The following is a 26830-nucleotide window of genomic DNA, read 5'->3' on the forward strand; positions in this document are numbered from 1 at the left end:
GGGCCTTCGCCCGGTCAGATAATACGTGCATTTGAAATGCCTGTATTGATACCTCAAGTTCTACACCCTGTAGAAATGTGAAATCAAATCGGGCGTCATGTGCCGGTTTGCTCCGGAATGAGGCCCCGGGCCTAGCCATGGAAGGCCGGCTACAGCGCGGGCACGATCTCGGTTTGGAGGCCGGGGCGCAGGCCGATCATCTGGAAGACGGGGGCCATCTGCCTGGATCCGGGCAGATCGGCCACGACCACCGTGTCCAGTTCCCGGTAGAAGGCCTCGCGGGCGCGGGCCAGGGCGGCGCGGAGCCTGCATTCATTAATCAGCGGGCAGTTGCCGTTTGGGGACACGCAGTCGGCGGCGTCGGTGCGCGTGTTCAGCGCCCGCAGGACCTGGCCCACCGTGACCAGGCGGCCGGCCGAGCTGAGCCGCGAGCCGCCGCTCCTGCCCCGTTCCACGTCGATCAGGCCAAGGGCCCGCAGCTTGGCCATGGCCTTGCTGACATGGTTGTAAGGCGTGGCCACAGCATCGGCAATGTTCTGCGTGGTGAGGAGGGTGGCCTCCGGGGCAGCGGCCAGGACCATCAGCGCCCGGAGGCTGACGTCGGCGAAGGCATTGATTTTCATGACCATCCGCCGCGGTCTAGTCCACCCAGATGGCGGGCTCGTTGGTGTCGGCGGCGAGCTGGCCAAAGTCCAATTCGCCGCTGGCCGGGGTGGCAGCGTACGGGAGGACGGCGGCGAAGACCGACCCGTCGCGGTGCTCCGCGGCAACGTGGATGGCGTCCGAATCCTCCTCGACCAGCGTGATGTCGCAGACCACCGCGGCGGCGCGGAAATCAGCCCGGTGTTGGCGGAGCAGTTCAGTGAGGTCGCTGATCATTGCATCGGCGTCGAAGTCGCCGTCCGAGCCTGCCGCGGCATCCGCCGGGGTAACGGCCATGAGCCGGACCTCGCCGTCGTTCTCCACCACCAGCGCGAACGGCAGGAACCCGCCGTTGCGCTGGAGCTGTTCCTGGGCGGCGCCAAGTCCGGTGCCCATCAGGTTCTCAAGATCTGCGGCGCTGGCCTCCGGAACCGAATCCCGCCATGACGGCGCCATCTGGCTGCCCGCGGCTTCGTGGGCAGCTTCGCGGGGCGCCGGGGGTTTAGCGCCGGACATTGGCCAGCACGCGGTCGCGCACGCGTTCCATCAGCTGCCGGTCCGTGGCCTCCACGTTAAGCCGGAGGAACGGCTCAGTGTTGGACGGGCGCAGGTTGAACCAGTAGCTTCCGTCATTGGCCGTGAACGTGCTTCCGTCCATGCTGTCCACGATGATGTCCTCAGCAGCAAAATCTGCCTTGACCCGGTCCACGGCTCCGGCCTTGTCCTCGATTTCGGAGTTGATTTCACCGGAGGAGACGTAGGGCTCGTACTCCCGGCCGAGTTCGGACAGCGGGCCGTTCTGCTCGCCCAGCGCCGCAAGCACGTGCATTGCCGCCAGCATTCCGGTGTCTGCGTTCCAGAAGTCGCGGAAGTAGAAGTGCGCGGAGTGCTCGCCGCCGAAGACGGCACCTTCCTCGGCCATGACTGCCTTGATGAAGGAGTGGCCCACGCGGGTGCGGACTGCGCGGCCGCCGTCGTTCGCCACCAGTTCCGGCACCGCGCGCGAGGTGAGCAGGTTGTGGATGATGGTGGGCGTCACCTCGCCCTGCGCCTGGGCGCGGGCGATTTCGCGGCGCGCCACCATGCCGGTAATGGCCGACGGCGATACGGGTTCGCCCTTTTCGTCGATGACGAAGCAGCGGTCAGCATCGCCGTCGAAGGCCAGGCCGATATCGGCGCCGTGTTTGATGACCGCGGCCTGCAGGTCGCGGAGGTTCTCCGGCTCCAGGGGGTTCGCCGGGTGGTTGGGGAACGAACCGTCCAGCTCAAAGTAGAGGGGAATGATGTCGAACGGCAGCTTCGGCAGGAGGGCGTCGCCCAGGACCGCGGGGGTGGTGAGGCCGGCCATGCCGTTGCCTGCATCCACTACAACCTTGAGCGGACGGGAGCCGGACAGGTCCACCAGCCCGCGGAGATACTCCGAGTAGCCCTTCAGGACATCGTGCACGCCGATCCGGCCGCGCGTGGCGGCGGCAGGGATGTGGCCGGTGTTCAGGTACTCCTCTGCGAGGGCCTGGATCTCCTTGAGTCCCGATTCGGAGGAGATGGGCTGTGCGCCGGCCTTGGCCATCTTGATGCCGTTGTACTCGGCGGGGTTGTGGCTCGCGGTAAAGGTGGCACCCGCCGCGTTGAGGGAGCCGCAAGCGTAGTAGAGCTCATCGGTGGAGATGAGGTCAAGGAGCTGAACGTTGGCGCCCCGGGTGGCGGCGCCGTCGGCAAAGGCCTTGGCGAACTCGGGGGAGGAGGGGCGCATGTCGCCGCCCACCAGGACGGTCTGTCCTTCGAGTTCGAGGACATCGACGAACGCGGCACCTACGGCTTCGACGATTTCGGCGGTGATGGATTCGCCCACGATGCCCCGGACGTCGTAGGCCTTGAAGGATGCCGAGAGGTCAAAAGTCTTTGTCTGTTCGCTAGTCACGGGTCTTATCTTACGTTGAAGTGCACAGGTGCCTGTTGAGGACCAGTGAGCGCCGGGCCACGTGACGGCAGGGCTCCACGTCACTGCATCCGGACATGTGGTGTTGTCCACATAAGGAAATCAGGGGATCTGGGCGTCGGTGGGTGCTGGGATACTGAATCAATGGTCGATACCCAGAACGCCGCCCTTCTTTCCGCTTCCCCCGATTCGCCGTCCACCACCAAGATCCAGGCACTGGAGGTCCTCCGGGAACTCGTGGGGCATCCGGAAGCAGCGTTCCATGACGGCCAGTTTGAAGCGATTGAGGCACTGGTCGACGGCGGCCGGAGGGCCTTGGTGGTCCAGCGCACCGGTTGGGGAAAATCGGCTGTGTACTTCGTGGCGTCACTGCTGCTCCGGCGCCGTGGCGCCGGGCCAACACTCATCGTTTCGCCGCTGCTTGCCCTGATGCGGGACCAGGTGGCCGCCGCCGCCCGCGCCGGTGTGCGCGCCGTGGCCATCAACTCGGCGAACCAGCTGGAGTGGGACACCGTGCGGGAACAGCTTGCCGCTGACGAAGTGGACGTCCTGCTGGTATCGCCGGAAAGGCTTACGAATCCCTCCTTCCGCGAGAACCAACTGCCGGAGCTCATCCGGCGCACTGGCCTGTTGGTCATTGACGAGGCCCACTGCATCTCCGACTGGGGCCACGATTTCCGGCCGGATTACCGGCGCATCGCGGATCTGATCACCCAGCTGCCGGACTCGGTTCCTGTCCTGGCCACCACGGCCACGGCCAACTCGCGCGTGGTCCACGACATCGAAGAACAGCTCGGCGCCGGTGTCCTGACCATCCGCGGCACCCTGGGCCGGGATTCACTCCGGTTAGGCGTCCTCGCCCTGCCGGACTCGCGTCAACGCCTGGGTTGGCTTCTGACCCATCTCGCCGATCTGCCGGGCAGCGGGATCATCTACACGCTCACCGTTTCGGCTGCGGAGGACACGGCGCGGCTCCTCGCCGAAGCAGGCCACGAGGTACAGGCCTACACAGGCCGGACCGATCCCGCGGACCGGGAGCGTGCCGAGCAGCTGCTTAAGGACAACCAGGTCAAGGCGCTGGTGGCCACGTCGGCACTCGGCATGGGCTTCGACAAGCCGGACCTGGGCTTCGTGGTTCACCTTGGCGCACCGTCCTCCCCGGTGGCCTATTACCAGCAGGTGGGTCGTGCGGGCCGTGGCGCGGCGAACGCCGATGTGCTCTTGCTGCCCGGCTCCGAAGACCGCGATATCTGGCAATACTTCGCTACTGCGTCCATGCCGTCGGAGGAGAAGGCCACGGCCGTTTTGACCGCCCTGGCTGGGGCCGGCACCGCGGTGTCCACGGTTGCCTTGGAAGCACGCGTTGACCTCCGCCGCACGCCGCTGGAGCTGCTGTTGAAGGTGTTGGCCGTGGATGGCGCGGTGGAGCGTGTCGGCGGCGGATGGCGTTCCACGGGCATGCCTTGGGTGTATGACGCCGAGCGCTACAGCCGGATCGCGGAGGCCCGGGTGGATGAGCAGGACTCCATGGTGATTTACCAGGACACTGCGGGGTGCCGGATGGAGTACATTACGTCGGTCCTTGACGACGAGACGGCGCACGCCTGCGGGCGGTGCGACAACTGCGCGGGCCGTTGGTTCCCGGCGGACATTGCCGCTGACGCCACGGCTGCCGCAGGCCAGACACTGAGCCGGGCCGGCGGCGTCCTGGAGGCGCGGCTGCAGTGGCCCAGCGGCATGGATCGCCTGGGCGTTCCGGTCAAGGGCAAGATCAAGGCGGACGAAGGAATGGCCAACGGCCGCATCCTGGCGAGGCTGACTGACTTGGGTTGGGGCGGTGCGCTGCGGGAACTTTTCGCCGCCGGGGCCCCGGACCGTCCGGTGGATCCAGCCCTGCTGCAGGCCTGTGTCCAGGTGCTGCGCGAATGGGCAACCGGCGATAGCCGCAACCCGGGCTGGAGCGGTGCGGGCAGGCCGGCTGGGATCGTCAGCATGCCCTCCCGGAGCAAGCCCGAACTGGTCCGGTCCCTCGCGCAGGGGATCTCGGAAATCGGCCGGATGCCGTACCTTGGCGAGCTGTCCCTTGGCCACGGCGGACCTACGGGAAGCCGCGGCGGCAACAGCGCCTACCGGCTGGCGGGGGTCTGGGACCGGCTGGTGGTGGGGCCCGAGCTGGAGGCGGCCATGGCGTCATTGCGTGGCCAGGGCGTGATGCTGATCGACGATCTGGTGGACAGCCGGTGGAGCCTCACCGTGGCCGGACGTGCCCTGCGCCAGGCCGGGGCGGGGGCTGTTCTTCCGCTGGTGCTTGGTCAGGCGGGCTGACCTCGGGACGGCTTACTTCTGCGCCGGCGTGCCGGTGCAGGGACAGGCTGTCTGCGGTGCTGAAGAGCATGAGGACCGCCATGGTCAGGAACGCACCACGGAACGGACCGGCCGCATCCGCATCAAAGACCGTCACACCGTCAAAGACGCGGATCAGCAGCGCCCCAACGGCGATACCGGAGCCGGCGGCCAGCTGAACCAGCGTCGCGGACACTGAGTTGGCCGACGTGAGCTGGGCAGGCACGATGTCCGCATACTGCACAGAGGCGTACGCAGAGAACCCGATGGAGCGGAAGGCCCCGCTGCAGACCAGCAGGGCGAAGATCAGGGCCTGTGGGGTGTCCGGGGTAAGCAGGGCGCATAGCGCGAAGGTCACGGCGGACGCCAAGGAGCCCAGGACCAGCATGGCCCGGAAACCAAAACGGCGGATCAGTGGCGTGGTGGCCGGTTTGATGCCGATATTGCCGATGAACACAGCGGCCACCATGATGCCCGCGTGCAGTGGTGACCAACCGAAGCCGGTCTGGAACATCAGCGGCAGCAGGAAAGGAACGGAGCTGATGGTCAGGCGGTAAACAAACCCGCCGGTGGCCATCGCCCGAAAAGTCCGGGTACGAAATACCGACAGATCAAAGAGCGGGTGTTTGGCTCGTCGCATCCACAGCACCGCGCAGGCGAGGGCAGCCAGCCCGGCCACAGCCGAGATTGCGGCCCACGGACCGTCGGGATGTGCCGTTGCCAGCTCCAAGCCAACTACCAGGGCTCCCACTCCCGCGGTGGTCAGGACCAGCCCCAGCCAGTCCAGTCTGCGGTGTGGATCGCCGGAAACGGCTGGCACAATCTTCAGCGCCGTGATGAAGGCGGCTGCCCCAAGCGGCAGGTTGATGAGGAAGATCCAGTGCCAGGAGAGATACGTGGTCAGCGCGCCGCCCACGAGCGGAGCGAGCACCGGTGCCAGCAGTGCCGGCCACACCAGGAAGGCCGTTGCCCGCAGCAGTTCGGATTTGGGTGTGCCTCGGAGCACCAGGAGCGTACCCACCGGAACCATCATGGCCCCGCCGGCGCCCTGCGCGATCCGGCTGATGGTCAGCACGGTCAGGTCGGGGCTCAGCGCGCAGGCCAGGGACGCGAGGGTAAAGAGAGTGATCGCCAGGCAGAAGACCTTCCGGGCACCGACCCGTTCGGCGAGCCAACCGCTCAAGGGGATTCCCATCGCCACGGTCATGAGGTAAGCGGTCATGGTGATGTTCACGTCGGCGGCGGGCACGCCAAAGTCGGTTGCGATGTTGGGGATGGCTGTGGTGAGGATGGTGCCGTCGAGGAATTCCATAAAGAACGTGGCGGCAACCAACAGCGCCAGCCGGGGATTCCACGCGGGGCTTGTGCCGGTCTCGGCGGTCGGGGCGCTGCTTAATGGCATTCCACCATCCTGCCACCGTCGGCTCGCACGGGCCCATGTAGGTAGCAGCACATGTCGTAATGACGGCTCATAAGAGCATGTGCTGCTACCTACATGGGGGAGAGGGGGCGGAGGCGCACGAGTCTGGGTACGCAAAAGGCCCCGGTCCAGGACCGGGGCCAAACGCGGAGACGGGGGGATTTGAACCCCCGGTGGAGTTGTGCCCCACACTTCATTAGCAGTGAAGCCCATTCGGCCGCTCTGGCACGTCTCCAATTGCTATTCCTAGCCCACCAAGGATACGCAGAACCGGCCACTGAGCGCAAAACGGCCACCGCGGGGTCACTCCACGCCAATAAAAGGCTGGTTATCGGGCGTAAAGTGACCCCGCGTTGCTGTGGACCGGCGGGACAGCATGCCGCGGTTCGTCCCCTGCCAGCAGCGGATGTGAACGTCGGCCAGCCGTTCCACGTCTGCAGGTACTGCCCGGCGCACCGACAACCCGGACATCAGCCGCCAGCCAGGGCACGCCACAGGAAGTGCTGGCTCCGCGCCTGGAGCGCGGCGGCCTGCCGGTTATCCGACGCGCCGGCGTGGCCACCCTCCAGCGCCTCGTGGAACCAGACGTTCCGGATGCCCATGGCCTCCATGCGGGCGGCCATCTTCCTGGCCTGGACGGGGCCCACCCTATCGTCGGACGTGGCAGTCCAGATGAACGTTTCGGGGTACTCCACGCCGTCCTTGAGCAAGTGGTACGGCGAAAATGTCCTGATGTACTCCCATTCCGCCGGCACGTCCGGGTCACCGTATTCTGCGATCCACGAGTGCCCGGCGGAGAGTTTGGTGTAGCGCCGCATGTCCAACAGCGGGACGCCACAGGAAACTGCCCCAAACAGCTCCGGGTAACTCGTGAGCATGTTGCCCACCAGCAGCCCGCCGTTGGACCCGCCCACACAGCCAAGCCGCTCCCTCGAGGTCACGCCGCGGGAAACGAGGTGCCGGGCCACGGCCGCGAAGTCCTCGAAGGCCCGGTGCCGGTTCTCCTTCAAGGCGGCCCGGTGCCAGCCCGGTCCGTATTCGCCGCCGCCGCGGATGTTGGCCACTACATAGACACCGCCGCGGGAGTGCTGCGTCTCGCCTGCGGCGCCGGTAGTGGTAGTCCTCCGCTCCAGCCAGGCCCTGCCCACGGTCCCGCTGTAGGCCGGGGTGCGGGAGACTTCAAAGCCGCCATACCCGGAGAGCTGCGTCGGGTTCTGGCCATCCAGGACCAGGCCGCGGGCGGCCACCTGGAAGTAGGGAACGCGCGTGCCGTCCGCGGACACGGCGAAGTGCTGCTGCACTTCGTAGCTGGCGTCATCAAAGAACGACGGCGACGCCTTCGCTTGGGCGTGCCGGCTCACCACACCGGCACTTCCGGAAGCAGCGGCCGCCTCGCCGCCGCCCCCGGAAACAGCCCGCTCCAGCGTTCCGCGCATCAGGGTGCTGGGCGTGGTGAAGCCGGTGGCGACCAGCCAGAAGTCGTCGCCCGCACCGCCGTCGGCCGGGCCTTCATCTTCATCGTCCACCGCGTAGGCGTTGACGTCGTGCAGCGGCGGGCAGGCGTCCAGCAGGGAGGAAGCCCAGGCGCCGGAAGCAGAACCGGCAGAAGCAGAACCATCAGCGTCAGCGGGCCCGGAAGCGGACGGCGCGGCAGGATCCAGCACCCGGATTTCGGACGAGACGTCGCGCAGGAGGTTCAGCAGCAGGAAGTTCCGCGTCCAGCTCCAGGACTGCAGCGACGTGTGCGCGTCCGGGGCGAACAGCACCAACAGCTCCCGCGACCCGGCGAGGTAGTCGTCGAACCGGGCAGCCAGCAAGGAGCCGGCGGGGTAGGTCTTACCGTCCAGGACCCAGTCCTGCTGTGGCCTGAACAGGAGCCACTCGCGGTGGACGCTGAGGTTCACGTCAGTCGGGGCATCGATCCGGATCCACTCGTCGCCGTACCGGACGAAGGTGCTGCGGTTGTAGAAGTCGGCGTAGTCCACGGCGAAGGTGCGTTCGAAGCCGGGCGTGGAATCGTGCGCCACCACGGCCATCATGTGGTCTTCGGGTACCTCGAATAAACGCGGCGCAGCAGCAAGGGTTTCGCCGCGGTGCAGGGTGACGGCCGTCCGGGCATAGGAGGAAGCGGTGCGGGGCAGCCCCTCGGCGGTGGAGGCGACCAACAGGGTGTCCGCATCCAGCCACGAGACGTTGCCCTTCGCCGTCGGAAGGTCAAAACCGCCGGCGGCAGGGTCCACAAAGGTGCGCGTGTCGACGTCGAACTCGCGGTAGCGGTTGGCGTCACCGCCGTCAGGGGACAGCGCCACCAGTGCCTGGCGGTAACGTTCCCCCTCAGCCGGGCGCAGGAACGTGGCCCCGTGGAACACCCACTCGACGTCTTCGGCGGCGGCCAGCGCGTCCACATCCAACAGGACATCCCACTCGGGGGAATCGGTCAGATAGCTCTCCCACGTGGTGCGACGCCACAGCCCCTTCGGGTTCGCCCGGTCCTTCCAGAAGTTGTAGTACCACTCGCCGCGCTTGCCCACCATGGCGATCCGGTCCGTGGAGTCCAGCACTTCGAGAATGCTCCCCTCGAGGGCGGCGTAGTCCGCGTCCTCCAGGAGGTCCTCGGTGCGGGCGTTCTGCTCCCGGACCCAGGCCAGCGGTTCCTCTCCGTAGATTTCCTCCAGCCAGACGTTCTCATCAGGTGGCTCCGGGGCAACCGCCGGGGAGGTAGTTCCGGGGTGTGAGGGGGTGGAAGCGGACGATGAACCGGGCGCTTGATCAGCTGCTGTGGTGGTCATGCGCCCCATCCAAACAACCCTTCGCCCAGCAAGCAAGTCAAGGGGCCGGGGCTCAGGCGGATACTCTGGATGCCGTGGGTAAATCGACGAGCATCCGGGTAGCCATCATCGGCGCAGGTCCCCGGGGTACCAGCGTTCTGGAGCGCCTGCTCGCCCATGCTGCCGCCCTGGCCGGGCCCGTGCCCGTCCACATCGACGTCATTGACCCTTACCCGGCGGGCCCGGGGCACGTCTGGCAGCCCGGGCAGTCCCGGCTGTACCTCATGAACACCCAGTCTTTCTATCCGACTGTGATTCCTGAGGAACCCCGGCTCGCCGCGCCCCTGGCCGGCACCACGTTCGACCGCTGGCGCGCCCACCAGCAGAATGACCCGTCGCCCGCCCTGACGCCGGACGAGCTGGCCGAGCTGGCCGCCCTCGAATCCCGTGACTTTCCGAGCCGCGCACTCTACGGCCGCTACCTGCGCTGCACCGTGGAGGACCTGCTCACAAGGCTGCCCGACGGCGTCAGCGTCGGCTTCCACGAAACGGACGCAGTGTCGGTGCGCCCCGCGGAAAACGCGAAGGGACCGGGCGAGGGAACGGCAGACGCCGGGCCGGCGGACAGCGGCCCGTTCGACGTCGGGCTCGCCGCCGGCGGTTCGCTCACGGTCGACTCCGTGGTCCTCGCCCTCGGGCATATCCCGTCCAGGCTCAACCTCGAGCAGCGTGAACTCCAGTCGTCGGCCGGGCAGCTGGGCCTGCGGTACTTCCCGCCGGCCGTGCCCGCCGACGTGGACTGGTCCGCGATTCCGGCCGGGGAACCTGTCCTGGTCCGCGGCATGGGCCTGAACTTCTTCGACGCCATGGGCCAGCTCACCGAGGGCCGGGGCGGTAAGTTCATCGACGCCGGCGCCCGGCTTGAGTACCAGCCCTCAGGCAAGGAACCCCTGATCGTTGCCGCCTCCCGCAGGGGTACCCCCTACCGTGCCAAAGCCGCGCTGGACGGCTACTACCCGTCGTCGGTCACGTTGCGGTACCTTACTGAGGCCGCGCTGGAACGGTTCGCAGCCGCCGGAATCCTCCCGGGGTTCGATCACGACCTTTGGCCGCTCCTGCACCGCGACACGCTCTGGGCCTACTACTCCACCCTGGTGCGCTCGCAGCCGGGCGCCGTCCCGGATGCGCCGGCGTTCCTGGCTGCCCTGGATGAGGCCATGCGGCCGCACGCCCACAGCTCAACCAACTGGGAAGACGCCGTGGAGAGCGTGCTGGCCGTTCATGTCGGGCCGCGTCACCGGCTGGACCTGCTGGGCCTTGCCTCCCCGCTGGCAGGCCGTTCGTTCGCATCCCGTGCGGAACTGGATGCCGCCGTCGTCGATTACCTCCAGGACGACGCCCGCCGCTCTGCGCTCGGTGAGGAGGACCCGGTCAAGATGGCTATCGGGGCGCTCCATCGCGGGCGCGCGGTGCTGAAGACGGCAGTGGCCGACGGCGGCATCACCGATGAGTCCTGGGTCGCCGGCCTTCGTGGCTGGTTTGAGTCCTTTGTGGAGGGCCTGGCCAGCGGACCCCCTGCCCTGCGTGCCGAGCAGCTGGCCGCGCTGGCGCGCGCGGGAGTGGTCAGCTTTGTGGGCCCCGACCCCCGGTTCAGCGTGGACCGCCGGGCACGCCGGTTCACTGCCGTCTCGCCGTGGGTTGGCAGTCCGCCGGTAACGGCCACAACGATGGTCGAGGCCCTGGCGCCCGCAAACCGGGTTGCTGCCAACGATTCACCGCTCCTGCAGCAGCTCCTCGACGACGGGATGGTGCGTCCCAGGCTGATGATGACGGCGGAAGGTGCGCCGGTAGAGGCGACCGGCCTGGACGTCAGGCCACATCCCTACCGTCCCGTTGCGGCCAACGGCTCCGTAACTGACGGGCTGTACGTCCTGGGCCTTCAGCTTTCCGCCGCCCAGTGGGGCACGGCCATTGCCGCGGAAGCGGCGCAGCCCGGCGGACCCGCCTATGCCAGCGGTCAGCGGACCCTCCGCGACGCCGACGAAATCGCGCAGGCCGTCCTGGGCGTCTGAGGCTTAAACCAACGCGGGGTCACTTTACGCCCGAATTCCTCTCCGGAATGGGCGCGAAGTGACCCCGCGTTGGTTCTCAGTTCGAAGGTTTAGCCCTTCAGATCCTTCAGGCAGTGGCGGTAGGCAGACATGGCCTGGCCATAGTTCATCTGGCCTACGAGGTCGCCGGGCCGCCCGGGCTTGACCGGTGCCGTGCAGACCGGCTGCGCCGGGACACTCGCAGCGACCTTGACGTCAGTCCTGACCACTGTGCCGGACTCGACGGCGGTGAGCACCAGGGTGCCCGTTCCCGCGGCCGCGCCAGCCGGAACCTTCAGTTCCACGGTGGCCGCGCCGGCGGTCACGGGCACGCTGCCGAGCCCGGTCACCGTTCCCGCGGCGTCGGTGAACTCGGCGCGCACCGAGGTGTTCACCGGGCTGCCCAGCGACGTCAGGTCCAGTTTGGAGACCGTCAGCGTGATGGCGTCCCCGGACTTGACCTCGGCGGCCGTGGTGTTAACCGTGGCTACGGAGCGGCGGGCGAAGTCCGGGGAAACCGGGCTCTGCGCCTGCAGGTACTTGATCCACGCGTCGCGGTCGATCAGTCCGGAGTCCTTGGTGTTGACGCCTTCCTTGAAAATCCGGAAGTTGTCTCCACCCTGGGCCAGGAAGCTGAACGTGCCCACGCGGTAGGACTTCGCGGGGTCGATCAGGGTGCCGCCCACCCGGATCGAGGTGATCCGGTCACCGGCGGCGCGGGCTGCGTCGTAGGTGTAGTTGACGTTCTTGGACAGGCCCAACTGCAGGTAGGCGCGGCTGGCAACCGTCCCGTCAGCATTGGTCTGCCACTGCTGCTCCAACAGGTTCTTGAACTGTGCACCGGTCAGCGACGTGGTCCACAGGTTGTTCACGAACGGCAGCACTGCATTTGCCTCGGCATAGGTGATGGTGCCGTCCGGGGCGTAGTACAGCTCATTGCGGAGGCCGCCCGCGTTGACGACGCCGATTTCGGCGCCCCCGAGGCTCGTGTCCTTCAGCGCGTCCACGAGTGAGTCGGCCACGAGGTTGCCCAGCGTGGATTCGCTGCCGCGGTCATCGCGTTTGGCCGGACCGCCCGCGGGATCCGGGGTGAACGCCGTGGTGATGTCCTTGGTGACCGAACCGACCGGCTGGTTGCCCACCTCGGCGGCATCAGCCAGCGCCTTCTTGACGATGGCATCGACAGCAGCGACCCGTGGGTAGGCGCCAACCAGGGTGCCAACGGCGTCAGTGGTGCGCTTGACGTTGCCGGCCTTGTAGGCGATGACGTTTTTGCTGGCGGTGTCCACTGTCAGCTGGATCTGGCCGACGTTCTCGCCGTAGCTTCCGGTCTGGACGATCGGGCGGGTCTTGCCTGCCTGGCCCGGAACCGGGGCATCCCAGGCGTATTCCTTGTGCGTGTGGCCGGTGAAGATGGCGTCCACGTCGGCGGACGTCTCGTTGACCAGCTTGGCGAACGGGCCGCCGGCTGCGAGTTCCTGTTCCAGGGTGGCGCCGTCCGCCGTTCCCGAACCGGCGCCGTCGTGGTTTTCAACAATGATCACATCGGCGAGGTTCTCCGCCGTGATCTTGGCGGCTGCACGGTTGATGGCCTCGACCGGGTCGCCAAAGTCCAGGTCGGCGATTCCCCCGGGGCTCACCAGGGAGGGGACCTCCTGGGTGACGGTGCCGATGACGGCAACCTTGACGCCGTTCATGTCCAGCACGGTGTATTCCGGCAGTACCGGATTCTCGGTGCCCTTGGCGTAGACGTTCGCGCCCAGGTAGGGGAACTTCGCGTTGGCGCCGCCCGCGATGACGCGGTCGCGCAGGTCTGCCCAGCCGCCGTCGAACTCGTGGTTGCCCACGGCGGAGGCTTTCAGCTCCAGGGCGTTGAGGACGTCGATGGTGGGCTGGTCCTTGGCAACTGCCGAGGCGAACAGCGAGGCGCCAATATTGTCGCCTGCGGACAGGAAAGCAGTTGCGCCGGGGGCTGCCTTGGCGCGCAGCTGCTCGATGGTTCCCGCGAACTGCACGGTGTTGGCATCGATGCGGCCGTGGAAATCGTTGATGCCCAGGAAGTTCAGGTCAACGCTTGCCGGTGTGGTGGGAAGGTCCAGGCCCACCACCACGGGGTCGTGGTCGCTGGCACGGAACTGGTCCGGTGCGTAGTAGTTGGTGACGTTGTTGTTGAAGCGGCTGTACTCCAGCGCCACGGATTCCACGGAGTTGATGTTCCAGATGTCCGCGCCGGTGACCACCGCATTGGCGGCCGGGGAGGCGAGGATGTGGTCCAGGGAGCCCACCAGGCCGCCGAAGAGGTAGGAGTGCTTCGCGGAGCCGTCGGCGTTTTTGGCCTTTTCGTCCTGGTTGACGTAGCCGGCGGCACGGAAGACGTTCATCGGGTCTTCGTGTGCGTAGGAGTTGAAATCGCCGATCAGGAACACCTTGTCGGTGCCCTTGGACTTCTGCAGTTCGTCGGAGAATGCCAGCAGGGACTGCGCCTGGGCCGTGCGGGCGAGGTTGGAGGCGCCCTGTCCCTTGTCCGTGTCGCCTGGGTTGGCCGGAGGAGGCGAACCCTTGGACTTGAAGTGGTTGGCGATGGCGATGAACGTCTTGTCATCCGCTGTGCCGACGGGCTTGAAGGCCTGAGCGAGCGGCTTGCGGGCGCTGGCGAAGGCGGTGGTGTCGTTCAGGATGATTGACTCACCCACCGGCTCCGCGCCGGCTTTTTTGAAAATGAAGGCGGTGCGGATCATGTCTTCATCGGCCAGCGGGGGAGCGTTGGCGGGTGTGCGCACGTAGTCCCAGATGCCGGGGGTTTCAACGTTGAGGGCGTCTACCAGTTTGGCGAGGGCGTCGTCACGGTTCTTGCCGAACTGCGCGGAGTTTTCAACTTCCATGAGGGACACGATGTCGGCGCCGGACTTGGAGATGGCGGCGACGATCTTGTCCTGCTGGCGCTTGAGGTTCTCCGCGTTTGCCGCACCGCGGGCGTCGCAGCCGCTCTGGACGGTGATCGGATTGCCGGCGCGGTCGGTGTAGAACTTGCACCCGGTGAGCGTATCGCCCGTGGTGGGGAAGTAGTTCAACACGTTGAAGGAGGCGATCTTCAGGTTGCCGCCCACGTTGGCCGGCGCGTCGGTGCGCGTGGCGCCGAAGCTGGCCGGCTGGACTGTTTCTTTGTTGGCCTCGGTGAGGTGGGTCAGCGGCTGGAACTTCCAGGAGTCGTTGCCGTAGCCGAGCACCACGTTTGTCTTGAACGTCACCGGAGAACCGACGCGGACGGGGTCCGTGGCGGTCAGGTACGGAAGCACCTGGGCTTTGGTGGTGGCGTCCTTGAGGAAGTTGGTGCTGGATCCGTCGTCGAGCTTGATGCCGCGGGCGGCGTTGTCCGCCACGGCTGCGTTGTACTCGGCCGAACCGTAGGGCGCGACGGCGGTGGGCTGGACCAGGGTGGTGGTCCCGCCGGCCAGGCCAACCTCACCGTACTGGTTGAGCGAGTAGTTGTCCGTGACGGTGAACGGTCCCTGCGGTGCCAGCAGCATTCCTTCGAGGGATTCCCGGAAGGTCTCGTTGGCCGGCAGAACGAAGGCGGTGGGCTTGACCTCGGGGGCGGCCTCGGTGAGCCTGGTGAGACCCGCGGCGGCGGTGACATTGAGTTGTGTCATGCCGAAGTACTCGCTGACGGCGCCGGTGACCTGGACGTAATCTCCGGTTTGGACGGAAGCCGCGGTGGCGGGCGAGTAAACAAAGATGCCGTCTGAGGCGGCATGGTTGGTGGCCGTCAGGTCACCGCCGGTGCCTGCGGTCTGGACGTAGTAGCCGTTCAGGCCGCCTGTGGGGAAGACTGCCGTGACCTTGCCTGTGGTGGTGACGGTGGCTCCGGTCAGCGGGCTGTCGACGCCGGTGCCCTGGATCTCAGCGATGGTCTTCAGGCTGGGGGTGCCCGGGTCGACAGGGGGATCGACAGGGGGATCCACCGGCCCGGAGCCCTGCGGCGTGATGGTGGGGCTGAGCGTGAAGTCCGCGGAGTTGTTGTTGCTGTCCGCGAAGTTGGTGCGGTTCAGGCTTTTGACGTCGGTGTTGGCCGACGGCGCCGTGGCGGCTTTGGTTTCGAAGGTGTTCGAGATGCCGTACCCGAGCAGGTCCGCGACGCCGGGCGCATCGATGACGGAGCCGGTGGCCAGGCCGGTCAGGGCCGTGGCCTGCTTGGCCAGGATAACGGTCCCTTTGGTGCCTGACGGGTTGAAGCTACTGGCATTGACGTCGGCTGACGGCAGGTCCGGTGCCGGTGAGGTGCTGCTGTTGGAGCCGCCCTTGATCAGGAAGTGTCCCTTGGCCGGGATGGATCCGGTCAGGGGAGATACTCCCGTGGGGGCCGCCGTGCCGGTATCGGAACGGTACTGGACCGACCAGCCGTCCAGGGAGACCGGTGCGTCAGAGGTGTTGTACAGCTCAATGAACTTGTTCTTGTAGGCCGCACCGGCGCTGCCGCCGCTGAGGTAGGCCTCGTTGATCACAACGGGGGAGGTGCCTGCAGCAGCTGAGACCTCTGCTGAGACTTCCGCGGCGGCGGACAGCGTTGCCAGCGGGGCTGCGACGAGCCCCACCGACAGCGCGGTGCCCAGCGCTAATTTCCAAGGTGTGTTTTGCATCCGCTCTTACTTTCATAGGGGTGTCCCCGGATGGGGGACCCGATGGAATGTGCCCGGGTTGGTCCTACGGACAGGGAAACCGGACTCCGCTCCTGGTCAGGTGGTGTCCGGCACAGCAAAACAGCACCGGATGAACACAAGGTTGATTCCCCGTGTAGCGCTGTTTGCTGTGTTGGGTTGCAAGGTTGAAAAGGTGACCGATCACCCCCAGGTGTCGGTCATCACAAAGAATACCGGCCGGTAGCTTGATGTGAGCTGCCCGGTCGGCATTTTTTCCAGGAAATTTACTTATGCAATGATTTTGAAGATCGCTCCCGTGGGGTCGGCCAGCATGGCCAGGCGTCCGAAGGGCGAGTCCTCGGGGCCGTCAAGCACCGTGGCTCCCAATGAAACGGCCTTCTCGATCGAGGCGTCGGTGTCTTCCACGTTGAAGTAAACCTGCCAGTTGGACGGTACCTCCGCCGGCAGGTAGCCGGAGGCGTCCATAATGCCCGCCTTGGCAGAATCCCCCGTGCCCAAGGTGGTGTACCTGAAGTCCGGAGTGTCGCTCATGACATCCGTTTCCCACTTGAAGACGTTTTGGTAGAACTTCACGGCGGCGTCGTAGTCCTTGGTGTGAAGCTCATGCCACGCGGCAGCGCCAGGCTCCGCAACCAGTTCATAGCCCCTCATCTCGCGGGGCTGCCATACGCCAACCGCTGCGCCCGAGGCGTCGCCGAAGATAGCCATGTGACCCTGTTCCGGGACATCCATGGGCGGCATGTAAACCTGGCCGCCGTTGGCCGTGACAGCTTCGGCGGTGGCCGCGGCGTCATCCGAGCGGAGGTACGTGGACCACATATCGGGCATCCCGGCCTGTTCCGCGTCCTTTTGCATCAGCCCGGCCACCATCTTGCCGTTCTTCCGGGCGGTGGTGTAGCCGCCGTACGTCTCCTCGTCTCCGGTCTGGTACTCCCAGCCGAACAGTCCGCCATAGAACTGGCGGGCTTTGGCGATGTCTGACGTCATCAGGTCAATCCAGCAGGGTGCGCCGGGGGTGATCTCGGGTGCAGGCATAGTGGACTCTTTCGTTGGAAGGGGTGGCAACAGAAATGACCCTATGCCGGGGCCCCGACACTTTCAATGGTGGGGCGCTGCCGGGGCACGATGGCCCGGAAACGACGGAACCCCGGCCCGCCATTACTGGCAAACCGGGGTTCCTATCGCGGAAGGTAAGAGATTCGAACTCTTGGTACGGGGTTACCGCACACTAGTTTTCAAGACTAGCTCCTTCGGCCGCTCGGACAACCTTCCCTAACGAGTAGTGTTTCATAGGCAGTTGGCTGCAACAAAACAGAGTCTGCCGTGCGTCCGGTGCAGACTGGTTCCGGGGCACGAATCAGCTAGAAAACGGGAGTGGCCATGAAAGCCGTCTACATTGCAGAACCTGGTGGTCCGGAGGTGCTGGAAGTCCGCGAAGTGGACGATCCGGTCCCCGGGCAGGGCGAAGTGCTGATCGACGTCGTCGCCGCAGGCCTGAACCGGGCAGACGTGCAGCAGCGAAGGGGATTTTATCCGCCGCCGCCCGGCGCGTCCGAGATCCCCGGGCTCGAAGTTTCCGGCCGGATCGCGGGGTTCGGACCGGGCGTCACCAAAGCATTCTCGGTGGGGGACAAGGTGGTGGCCCTGCTGGCTGGCGGAGGTTACGCGGAAAAGGTTGCCGCGCCTGCGGAGCAGGTCCTGAGGATCCCCGACGGCGTTGATCTGGTCACCGCCGCATCCCTGCCGGAGGTGGCAGCCACGGTGTATTCAAACCTGATCATGACGGCCCAGCTGCAGGCGGGCGAAACGGTCCTGATCCACGGCGCAACCGGCGGAATCGGCACCATGGCCATCCAGCTGGCTAAGGCCTTCGGCGCCAAGGTGGCCGCCACCGCGGGGACGGATGAGAAAGTAGGCACGGCCAAGGCCTTCCTGGGCGCGGACATCGCCATCAATTACACCGAGGAGGACTTTCCCGACAGCCTGCGCCGCCAGAACGGCGGCAAGGGGGCGGACGTCATCCTCGACGTGGTGGGGGCAAAGTACCTGGCGCAAAACGTTGATGCGCTCGCTGACTACGGCCGGCTGGTGGTCATTGGACTGCAGGGCGGGGTCAAGGGGGAGCTCGATCTCGGCCAGCTTCTGCGGAAGCGCGCTGCCGTTGTGGCCACCGCGCTGCGACCGCGTCCGGTCGAGGAGAAGGGCGCCATTATGAATGCTGTCCGCGAGTCCGTATGGCCGCTGATCGCCGACGGCAGGATCCGCCCGCTGGTGGCCAAGACCTTTCCGTTGGACCAGGTTAGCGAGGCCCATCGGTACTTCGACAGCGGCGACCACGTGGGCAAGATCCTGCTGGTGATGTAGCGTGCCAGCCACTCAAAAGCGGTAAATACTGAGTATTGCCTTAGCGGGCAGGCCGCACTAGGCTCAAGCCATACGCGGTATGCACAACGCTTGGGGGTTTGTGCCTGCCGATGCTGATGCCCCCGCCAGGAGACACATGTCCATCCGCCACAGCCTCCTCGCCCTGCTGCAGGACCAGCCGCGTTACGGCTACCAGCTGCGGGTTGAGTTCGAGAACCGCACCGGAGCCACCTGGCCGCTGAACATCGGGCAGGTCTACACCACCCTGGACCGCCTGGAACGTGACGGCTTGGTCAGCAACGACGGCGGCGACGGCGAAGGCCACGTGGTCTACAGCATCACCGCGGCCGGAAAAGCCGAGGTGCAGGGCTGGTTCGCCGCCCCCGTGGAACGCGCCAACCCGCCCCGCAACGAACTCGCCATCAAACTCGCGCTCGCGGTGACCCTGCCCGGCGTGGATGTGCAGGCCGTCATCCAGGCCCAGCGGGTGGCCTCCATCCGGGCGCTTCAGGACTACACCAAGTCCCGGCGGGACACGGCCGCCACCCAGCGGGCGGCGGACACCGCCTGGTTATTGGTGCTCGATTCGCTCATCTTCCAGACGGAAGCGGAGGTCCGCTGGCTGGATCTGTGCGAAGCGCGGATGGTGCAGCAGGCGCAGGCCGCAGGCCAAGGCGCCAACGGCCAGGGAATCACACGTAAATCGTCCAACGGGGTCACCACGGAAGAGGCTGCCCCGCTCACTGCGGAGACGCGGCGATGAACGTCCGGGGGCCGCTGCAGGTCCTGGAGCTCGCCAAGGTCAGCAGGACATTCGGGGAAGGAACGACGGCGGTCGCCGCGCTGCGCGAGGTGGACCTCACCATCAGCGCTGGCGAGTTCGTCGCGGTCATGGGACCGTCCGGTTCCGGAAAATCCTCCCTCCTGGCGCTCGCCGGGGGATTGGACCGGCCGACGTCGGGCGGCGTCTTTGTCGAGTCGACGCCCCTGGGCGGGCTGGGACTTAACGAGCTCGCACGGCTGCGCCGCCGCGCCGTCGGCTATGTCTTCCAGGACTTCAACCTGGTGCCCACCCTGACTGCCGCCGAAAACGTGGCGCTGCCGCTGGAGTTGGACGGGACCGCAGCCCGGAAGGCACAACGCCAGGCCCTGGACGCGCTGCGGCAAGTAGGCATTCCGGAACTGGCGGACCGGTTTATGGATCAGATGTCCGGCGGACAGCGGCAGCGGGTGGCCATCGCCCGGGCAATCGTGGGCGACCGCCGGCTGATCCTGGCCGACGAGCCCACCGGAGCACTGGATTCCACCACCGGCCACGGCGTGATGGAGGTGCTCCGCGGACGCGCCGATGCCGGGGCGGCCGTGATGCTGGTGACCCATGAGGCCCGTCATGCCGCCTGGGCCGACCGGGTGGTTTTCCTCAGGGATGGCCGGATCGTGGACCAGGCAGCTGCCATGCACGATCCCGCCGTGCTGCTCGCGCAGGCCGGTTCCTGACGTGGCGCTCCGTCTCACCCCGGCGCCTGGCGGGCGGCAGCAGGCTTTCCGTGTAGCGGTGCGGATGGCGCGGCGCGATATCCGCCTTCATAAAGGGCGCTCACTGCTGATCATCCTGCTCATCATGCTGCCCGTTGCCGCCATGACCGGCGCGCTCACACTGGTCCAGAGCACTCAGGAGACTGCCGCTGAACGTGTGCAGTACCAGCTCGGCAACACCCAGGCGCGGTTCCGGCCCATGCCCATGACAAACGGGGTCATGGTCCAGGACCCGGTTGAGGAGTTGCGCATCATCACGGACAACTGGGACACCAAACCGGGCTTCACGCCGAGTGATCCACAGGACGCCCTTCCGGCCGGCTACGAGGTGCTTACCGAAGCCCCCCTCGACCTCACCGCCGCCCAGGGTGCGGCGGACCTGCGCGTGCTGGGCCGGGCGGTGGACGCCCTGGCACCGGCCTTCGAAGGAAAGTACACCCTTCTGGAGGGCAGGGCGCCCGGGAACGATGCCGAGATGCTCGTCTCGCCGGGGCTGTTGGACCGCTTCGGGCTCGAACTTGGAGAGGAGCTGCAGACGTCGGCCGGGACGTTCGCTGCGGTCGGAACGCTGCGCGGTGCCGGGTATTCGGACAACAACCCCATCGTCTACCTCAAGCCCGGCCAGGGCCGCGCGGTCATCCAGGGTCCGCCGGGCCCGAAGAACTCGGCACCAACCGCACCGGCAGCTGAATCCACGATGTATTACCTGGTGGGATCGGAACCTGTCACCTGGAACCAGGTCCTGGAAGCCAACGCCGTCGGAGTCACTGTGCTCTCCCGGTCCGTGGTGTTGAATCCGCCGCCGGTGGACCAGCTCCCACCGGAGAGCCAAGGTGCCCAGCCGAACATGTCCATCCCGTTGGCTGCTTACGCGGGCGGGGCCCTCCTGGGTGCCCTGGCACTGCTGGAGGTTGGACTGCTGGCGGGAGCCGCGTTCGCCGTGGGGGCCAAAGGACAAGTCCGGGAGTTGGCACTCCTTGCAGCAACGGGGGCCGAGGCCCCCACCATCCGCTCGGTGGTGATGGCCGCAGGCCTGTGGCTTGGCGGCATCGGCGTGGCGGCCGGCGCTGCCGTGGGACTGGCTGCGGCCGCCGTGGTGGTCGGTGTGGCGCGCCTGAACGGGTCGGTCCGCTTCCCGGGCTTCCATCCTGACGCGCTGCTGACCGTACTGGTCATGGCCATGGGCTTTGCCGCCTGCCTGCTGGCCGCGTTGGCTCCGGCGCGGCAGGTGGCACGCCAGGCTGTCCTGGGCGCGCTGAAATCCGGGCGGGCCCCGGCCCCGGCGGGCAAAGGATCCACGGTAGCGGGCGTTGTCCTGCTGGGCGTGGCCGCTGCGGCGCTCGCGGGCGGCACGTGGGTTGCCGTGACCAGTGAAGACCCTGACGTTTTTGCTTCAAGGACGCCGCTCATCGCCTGGCTCCTGGTGGGAGGCGCCTTACTGGCGGTAACGTCCCTGGCCCTGCTGACCGGCAAGCTGGTGGTCCTTCTGGCGGGGAGGGCCGGACGGCTCCCGCTGGCTGCGCGCATGGCGGCCCGGGACTCATCGCGTAACCGCAGCCGGACGGTGCCGGCGGTTGCCGCTGTCCTTGCGGCCGCCACCCTCGCCAGCGCCGGAATGGTCCTGGCAGCCAGCCAGCAAGCGAACGACGAGCAGAACCACCAGTGGTCCGCCTTGAAGAACCAGGCGATCCTGCCGCTGTCCGTGTGGCAACCTCCTTTGGCTGACGGAACCGAGCAGGATTCTGTTCGGATTGACCCGGCCGCCGTGGTGTCCGCCCTGGACAACGCCGTGGACACCGTCGAATGGACGCGGGTGCTGCGCACCGCTGCCATCCGGAACTGCGACATGCGTCCCGAAGTTGCTGACGCGGGACCTGCCCAGACGCTGACGTCGAGCTGCCTGCAGTACTCACTGGCCACTCCTGAAGGCAACCAGTGCCCCGTGACCGCCGGCCAGCGCGTCCTCGATCCGGATGACTGGCGCTGCCATGGACCGATGCGCCCGCATGAGTACCAGGGACGCATGGACTCCATCGTTGTCGGAACGGCGGAGGACGTGGAAAGGCTGTTCGGCACGTCGCCCACCGCAGAAGCGCGTGACGTGCTGGCAGCCGGCGGGATGGTGGTGAGCAATCCGGTGTTCGTCCGCGACGGGCGCGTGTCCGTGGTGGCGCAGGATGTGCGTAACCCCGTGCCCGGCAACCCCGCTACCGGAGCCTTCCAGGGCTATCAGGAGACAGGGCGGACGGAGGTGGCTGCGGCGGTGCTGGAACCTGAGGTCGATGTTCCGTACTACGGGATACTGTCTCCGGAAGCTGCTGCTGCGGCCGGCATGCGGGTGGACGACGGCGCCCTGCTGGTCCAGCTCAGCGCCTACCCTGATGCTGCCCGGACCGATAAAGTCTCCGCGGCCATCGCCGGCCTCTATGCGGACAGGTTCGGGTCGATGAATGTCGAGCGCGGCGCCGAGCGGGACGCCTCACTGATCCTCTGGTCCATCGTGGGCCTGGGGGCGCTGATCACCCTCAGCGCCGCCGGCATCACCACGGGACTGTCCATGGCCGATTCGCGCAAGGACCACGTGACGCTTGCCGGCGTGGGCGCCGCCCCGCGGTTGCGCAAGGCGCTCGCGGGTTCCCAGGCGCTGATGACCGCAGGCCTCGGAACCGTGCTTGGAAGCGTTGCCGGGACCATCCCGGCCCTCCTGCTGGTGACCGCCACGGGGATGGCGCGTACCGCCGTCGTGCCCTGGCTGCAACTGGTTGCCCTGTTGGTGGCGGTGCCGCTGACCGCCGCCGCCCTGGCCTGGCTGTTTACGCGCGCGAAGCTGCCGGTGGCACGCCGCGAAGCGGGAACCTGAGCGACTGCCGCGGCGGACGGCGGCCGCATTCCGTTACAGAGTTGGGTCTTTTGCAATGGCAGGGGCAGGCCTACGGTAAGAGGCAAGAGGTCTGTCACTGAGCGCCTCCAGCCTGCCGTTCACCGCACGGACACACGGCGCTGGCATGGGGCCGCCTTCGCGGCAATGCCGCGTTGGTAGGGTGCCTTGGAGCAACCGATAGAAGCAGGAATTCTCGAGGAGGAGACATGGCCACCAGGCCTGAGGAACCAGTAGGTTCAGGGAAACGGGGCGGACCGCTGACCGCCAATTCAGAACTTCCGCCCACCGCGGTGGACGCGGCAGTCGCCGAGGCTGAAGACAGGAAATGGACGCCGGCGAAGATCGCACTCTGGGCAGCCATCGCACTGCTCGGTGGTGTGGCCTGGTTCATGGTGGCCATCATCCGTGGCGAGACCGTCAACGCCATCTGGTTCGTGTTCGCCTCGGTCTGCACCTATCTGATCGGTTACCGCTTCTACTCCAAGGTGATCGAGCAGTACATCACCAAACCCGATGACCGCCGCGCCACACCGGCTGAGTACAAGGCTGACGGAAAAGACTATGTCCGGACGGACCGCAACGTCCTGTTCGGCCACCACTTTGCCGCCATTGCCGGAGCCGGCCCGCTGGTCGGTCCTATCCTCGCCGCCCAGATGGGCTACCTTCCCGGCACAATCTGGATCATCATCGGCGTTGTCCTGGCCGGTGCGGTGCAGGACTACGTGGTCCTGTTCTTCTCCATGCGCCGCGGCGGCCGCTCCCTGGGCCAGATGGCCCGCGAAGAGCTCGGCGTCATCGGCGGCACGGCCGCTCTGATAGCCACACTTCTGATCATGGTCATCATCGTCGCCATCCTGGCGCTTGTGGTGGTCAACGCCCTGGCGGAAAGCCCCTGGGGTGTCTTCTCGGTGGGCATGACTATCCCGATCGCCCTTTTTATGGGCGTTTACCTCCGGTTCCTCCGCCCCGGCAAGATCATGGAAGTATCCCTGATCGGCTTTGTGCTGCTGATGGCTGCCATCATTGGCGGTGGCCTGGTGGCCAATACCGAATGGGGTGCCGCGTTCTTCACCCTGGACAAGGTCACCATTGCCTGGGGACTCATTGTGTACGGATTTATCGCCGCCATCCTTCCGGTCTGGCTGCTGCTGGCACCGCGCGACTACCTGTCCACGTTCATGAAGATCGGCGTGATCGTGATGCTCGCGCTGGCCATCATTGTGGTCCGCCCGGAGATCACTGTCCCGGCCTTCAGTGAGTTCGCAAGCCGGGACAACGGGCCTGTTTTCCCCGGTGCGTTGTTCCCCTTCCTGTTTGTCACCATCGCCTGCGGTGCCCTGTCCGGTTTCCATGCCCTGATTTCGTCCGGCACCACGCCCAAGCTGGTGGAAAAGGAACGGCAGACGCGCTTCATCGGCTACGGCGGCATGCTCATGGAGTCCTTTGTGGCCATCATGGCCCTGGTTGCGGCCATCTCCATTGACCGCGGGCTCTATTTCGCCATGAACTCGCCCGCCGCGCTCACCGGCGGAACGGTGGAAACAGCGGCCGCTTGGGTCAACAGCCTTGGACTGTCCGGCGTGAACATCGGCCCGGAGTTGCTTGCCGAGACGGCAAAGAACGTCGGCGAAGAAAGCATCGTCTCCCGCACCGGCGGCGCACCCACCCTTGCGGTGGGCCTCGCCCACATCATGCAGCAGTTCGTCGGCGGCACGGCAATGATGGCGTTCTGGTACCACTTCGCCATCATGTTCGAGGCGCTGTTCATCCTCACCGCAGTCGACGCCGGAACGCGGGTGGCGCGCTTTATGCTGCAGGATTCCATCGGTAACTTTGCCCCGAAGTTCAAGGAGCACTCATGGCGTCCCGGTGCGTGGCTGTGCACCGCCGTCATGGTAGCCGCTTGGGGGCTGGTGCTCCTGATGGGCGTGACGGACCCCCTCGGCGGAATCAATACGCTGTTCCCGCTGTTCGGTATCGCCAACCAGCTGCTGGCGGCCATTGCGCTGTCTGTGTGCCTGGCCATTGTGGCCAAGCGCGGATCGTTCAAGTACCTGTGGATCGTTGCGGTGCCGCTCGCGTTTGCGGCGGTGGTGACCATCACCGCGAGCTACCAGAAGATCTTCTCGTCCACGCCCGCCGTCGGCTATTTCGCCAACAACGCGGCGTTCAGCAAGGCACTCGCTGACGGCAAGACGGAGTTCGGTACGGCCAAGAGTGTTGCCGCCATGGAAGCAGTGGTGCGCAACACCGCCATCCAGGGCTGGCTGTCGGTGATCTTCGTGGTGCTGAGCATCATCGTGATCGCCATGGCCGTTGTAGCAACCATCCGGGCCTTCCGGAACCAGCAGGCCGGCATCCCCAACGAGGACAACGAGGACCCGGCACGTCCGTCCCGCGTCTTCGCTCCGGCCGGGCTGATTCCCACACCGGCCGAAAAGGAACTGCAGGCCGAATGGAACAAGCTGCCGGCCGAGCTCCGGTTTGAAAGGGCGGGTCACAACTGATGAACGCCGGCCTGGCCGCAGTCGCCACCGGATTCCGGGGCTTTGCCCGGTACCTGGGCGGCGTACTCGGGGCGGATGCGTACGCCAAGTACCTCGAGCACTACCGTGCGTCCGGACACCAGGAGCCGCCCCTGACGGAGCGCGAGTTTTGGCGGGACCACACGGACCGTCAGGACGCCAACCCGCAGGGCCGGTGCTGCTGAAACCGGCCGGCCAGTTGAATCCCGCCCGCCCGTTGAAGCCGGCCAGCCATCTCCGGCTGGCCGGCTTCGGCGCCTGCCCTGCGGCGTCATCGACTGGACCGGGCGGCACCGGCGCGTGAGAGTATGAACGCATGAGCGATCCGAACGACACTCAGCCTGACGACATCCCGGTTGAGGGCACTACCCTCGACAACGGCGGCCCGGCCGGGCCAGCCGCTGACGGGCCGGTCCCCACCGGCCCGGCGGCTGCCGGCACGAAGGCTGGAGCCAAGGGCAGCAACCTGCAGGACCTGGTGGACGAGCCTGCGAAAGTGATGCGGATCGGCACCATGATCCGGCAGCTCCTGGAAGAAGTTAAGTCAGCCCCGCTGGACGACGCCGCACGCGGCCGCCTGGCGGAGATCCACGAGCGTTCCATCAAGGAACTGGAGGACGGGCTGGCCCCGGAGCTGGTGGCGGAGCTGGAACGGATCAGCCTTCCCTTCCCGGATGATGCCACGCCGTCGGACGCCGAGCTCCGGATCGCCCAGGCCCAGCTGGTGGGGTGGCTGGAGGGCCTCTTCCACGGCATCCAGACAGCCATCGCTGCCCAGCACGCCGCGCGCGAGCATGCCGTTGCGCAGATGCAGCTGAAGCAGTTGCCGCCGGGCACCATGATTGCCCCGGGCGTAGTCATCGGGGAGAACGGGGAGCCGCAGCGGGCCACGGCAGGGCAGCGACCCGGCGCAGCCACGCCGGGCCAGCCGGAGGACCCTGACCACGGCCCCGGACAGTACCTCTAGGTTCTTCGTGGGATTCTTTACGGCCGCCCGCCAAGGGCGCAAGGATGACGCCGAGCTCGGCAAGGGCCTGTGGCGCCGCGCTCACGACCGCTTCCACCGGGGACTGGACCGCTATCACCAGGTGCTTGAGGGTGTGGAAGACGATCGGCTTTACGCCGAACTGGTGGAGATCGCCAATGAGCTGACCGGGCTTCTGGAACGTGTGCGCGTGGTCTGCGTGGAGGCCCAGCGGCGGTCGCCCAGCGACGGGCTCGACATTCCGGGGGCGCTGGCCGGTGTCCACCGGTCGCTGTCCAAAGCAGGCAACTCGCTGGCCACCACTGCCGAGGCTGCCGCCATGCTGCGGCTCGCCGTCGGGCCTGTCCCGGTGGGGGCAGCTTCAGTGCGCCGCCGCGCGGAATCGGTGTTTGAGCAGGTGGCCGACGCCGAGCGCCGCCTCTCGGAGGACGCCGCCGGTGGCCGGCCGGAGACTCTTTCCGGCTAGAGCGAGCCGGAAAGCCTCAGGCGGCGATGCGAACCTGTTCCAGGGCGATTTCGTCGATGACGGCCCAGGATTCCTCGCCGGCGCAGTGCCGGCTGGCGAAACGCTCGGCCTCCATCCGGGAGTCGAAACTTTCATGGCGAATCCGGCCACAGTCGGCGTCGAAGTACGTGACGTGAAATTCGTGAGCGAGTTTGTTTTCCATAAATCCAGTCT

Annotated in this window: 18 protein-coding genes and 2 tRNA genes; 10 read left to right on the forward strand and 10 right to left on the reverse strand. The window is 66.6% G+C overall.

Features of this window, described 5'->3' with window-relative positions; all coding sequences use genetic code 11:
- Positions 1 to 149: 149 nt before the first annotated feature.
- The 3 genes from AC1MCD_RS03120 to AC1MCD_RS03130 are packed head-to-tail and all read right to left on the reverse strand — an operon-like array spanning position 150 to position 2563.
- Positions 150 to 623 (reverse strand): RrF2 family transcriptional regulator, encoded by a 474-nt coding sequence (locus AC1MCD_RS03120; RefSeq protein WP_498675777.1) that lies wholly within the window; start codon positions 621 to 623, stop codon positions 150 to 152.
- 16 nt (positions 624 to 639) lie between these two features.
- On the reverse strand, positions 640 to 1098 hold the full coding sequence (locus tag AC1MCD_RS03125) for a hypothetical protein (RefSeq protein ID WP_498678140.1): 459 nt from the start codon (positions 1096 to 1098) through the stop codon (positions 640 to 642).
- A gap of 46 nt (positions 1099 to 1144) precedes the next feature.
- Positions 1145 to 2563, reverse strand: a complete 1419-nt coding sequence (locus AC1MCD_RS03130) for a phosphomannomutase/phosphoglucomutase (RefSeq protein ID WP_498675779.1) — start codon at positions 2561 to 2563, stop codon at positions 1145 to 1147.
- Between the two features lie 162 nt (positions 2564 to 2725).
- Between AC1MCD_RS03130 and AC1MCD_RS03135 the strand changes: the two genes are divergently transcribed.
- Positions 2726 to 4906 (forward strand): RecQ family ATP-dependent DNA helicase, encoded by a 2181-nt coding sequence (locus AC1MCD_RS03135; RefSeq protein ID WP_498675781.1) that lies wholly within the window; start codon positions 2726 to 2728, stop codon positions 4904 to 4906.
- Here AC1MCD_RS03135 and AC1MCD_RS03140 read toward each other — a convergent pair.
- The 3 genes from AC1MCD_RS03140 to AC1MCD_RS03150 all read right to left on the reverse strand — a co-directional run bounded on the left by AC1MCD_RS03140 (position 4830) and on the right by AC1MCD_RS03150 (position 9133).
- Positions 4830 to 6326, reverse strand: a complete 1497-nt coding sequence (locus AC1MCD_RS03140; RefSeq protein ID WP_498675783.1) for an MFS transporter — start codon at positions 6324 to 6326, stop codon at positions 4830 to 4832. The two genes, AC1MCD_RS03135 and AC1MCD_RS03140, sit on opposite strands and share 77 nt — an antisense overlap.
- A 165-nt stretch (positions 6327 to 6491) precedes the next feature.
- Positions 6492 to 6579, reverse strand: a tRNA-Ser gene (locus tag AC1MCD_RS03145).
- A gap of 235 nt (positions 6580 to 6814) precedes the next feature.
- A complete protein-coding gene (locus AC1MCD_RS03150; RefSeq protein ID WP_498675785.1) occupies positions 6815 to 9133 on the reverse strand; it encodes a prolyl oligopeptidase family serine peptidase in 2319 nt (772 codons plus the stop codon).
- 74 nt (positions 9134 to 9207) lie between these two features.
- Here AC1MCD_RS03150 and AC1MCD_RS03155 point away from each other — a divergent pair, with 74 nt between their 5' ends.
- Entirely contained in the window at positions 9208 to 11184 is a 1977-nt protein-coding gene (locus AC1MCD_RS03155; protein WP_498675787.1) for an FAD/NAD(P)-binding protein, read from the forward strand.
- An 89-nt stretch (positions 11185 to 11273) separates the two neighbouring features.
- Here AC1MCD_RS03155 and AC1MCD_RS03160 read toward each other — a convergent pair whose 3' ends face one another.
- From AC1MCD_RS03160 to AC1MCD_RS03170, 3 genes are all read right to left on the reverse strand, one after another.
- A complete protein-coding gene (locus AC1MCD_RS03160) occupies positions 11274 to 15839 on the reverse strand; it encodes an ExeM/NucH family extracellular endonuclease (protein ID WP_498675789.1) in 4566 nt (1521 codons plus the stop codon).
- Positions 15840 to 16127: 288 nt separating this feature from the next.
- A complete protein-coding gene (locus AC1MCD_RS03165) occupies positions 16128 to 16895 on the reverse strand; it encodes a VOC family protein (protein ID WP_498675791.1) in 768 nt (255 codons plus the stop codon).
- Between the two features lie 149 nt (positions 16896 to 17044).
- Positions 17045 to 17132 (reverse strand) — tRNA-Ser (locus AC1MCD_RS03170).
- Between the two features lie 108 nt (positions 17133 to 17240).
- Between AC1MCD_RS03170 and AC1MCD_RS03175 the strand changes: the two genes are divergently transcribed.
- The 8 genes from AC1MCD_RS03175 to AC1MCD_RS03210 all read left to right on the forward strand — a co-directional run bounded on the left by AC1MCD_RS03175 (position 17241) and on the right by AC1MCD_RS03210 (position 26617).
- Positions 17241 to 18224 carry an NAD(P)H-quinone oxidoreductase gene (locus AC1MCD_RS03175; protein WP_498678142.1) on the forward strand — a complete coding sequence of 328 codons (984 nt, stop codon included), beginning with the start codon at positions 17241 to 17243 and terminating at the stop codon, positions 18222 to 18224.
- Positions 18225 to 18360: 136 nt separating this feature from the next.
- Complete coding sequence (locus AC1MCD_RS03180) at positions 18361 to 18987, forward strand: PadR family transcriptional regulator (protein WP_498675793.1); 627 nt, start codon at positions 18361 to 18363, stop codon at positions 18985 to 18987.
- Entirely contained in the window at positions 18984 to 19721 is a 738-nt protein-coding gene (locus tag AC1MCD_RS03185; protein ID WP_498675795.1) for an ABC transporter ATP-binding protein, read from the forward strand. The genes AC1MCD_RS03180 and AC1MCD_RS03185 overlap by 4 nt, the downstream gene beginning before the upstream one ends.
- A 1-nt stretch (position 19722) precedes the next feature.
- A complete protein-coding gene (locus AC1MCD_RS03190) occupies positions 19723 to 22620 on the forward strand; it encodes an FtsX-like permease family protein (RefSeq protein ID WP_498675797.1) in 2898 nt (965 codons plus the stop codon).
- A 227-nt stretch (positions 22621 to 22847) separates the two neighbouring features.
- A complete protein-coding gene (locus AC1MCD_RS03195; protein WP_498675799.1) occupies positions 22848 to 25148 on the forward strand; it encodes a carbon starvation CstA family protein in 2301 nt (766 codons plus the stop codon).
- The gene (locus tag AC1MCD_RS03200) at positions 25148 to 25351 is read left to right on the forward strand and encodes a YbdD/YjiX family protein (RefSeq protein ID WP_498675800.1); all 204 of its coding nucleotides are present in this window, start codon (positions 25148 to 25150) and stop codon (positions 25349 to 25351) included. Before AC1MCD_RS03195 ends, AC1MCD_RS03200 begins: the two co-directional genes overlap by 1 nt.
- Before the next feature lie 131 nt (positions 25352 to 25482).
- Positions 25483 to 26133: a bacterial proteasome activator family protein gene (locus tag AC1MCD_RS03205; protein WP_498675802.1), complete on the forward strand. Its 651-nt coding sequence runs from the start codon at positions 25483 to 25485 to the stop codon at positions 26131 to 26133.
- 7 nt (positions 26134 to 26140) lie between these two features.
- Complete coding sequence (locus AC1MCD_RS03210) at positions 26141 to 26617, forward strand: hypothetical protein (RefSeq protein ID WP_498675803.1); 477 nt, start codon at positions 26141 to 26143, stop codon at positions 26615 to 26617.
- Between the two features lie 16 nt (positions 26618 to 26633).
- Here the strand turns inward: AC1MCD_RS03210 and AC1MCD_RS03215 are convergent, their stop codons facing one another.
- A complete protein-coding gene (locus AC1MCD_RS03215; protein WP_498675805.1) occupies positions 26634 to 26819 on the reverse strand; it encodes a hypothetical protein in 186 nt (61 codons plus the stop codon).
- Positions 26820 to 26830 lie beyond the last annotated feature (11 nt).

The organism is Arthrobacter sp. BF1, from assembly GCF_056680215.1.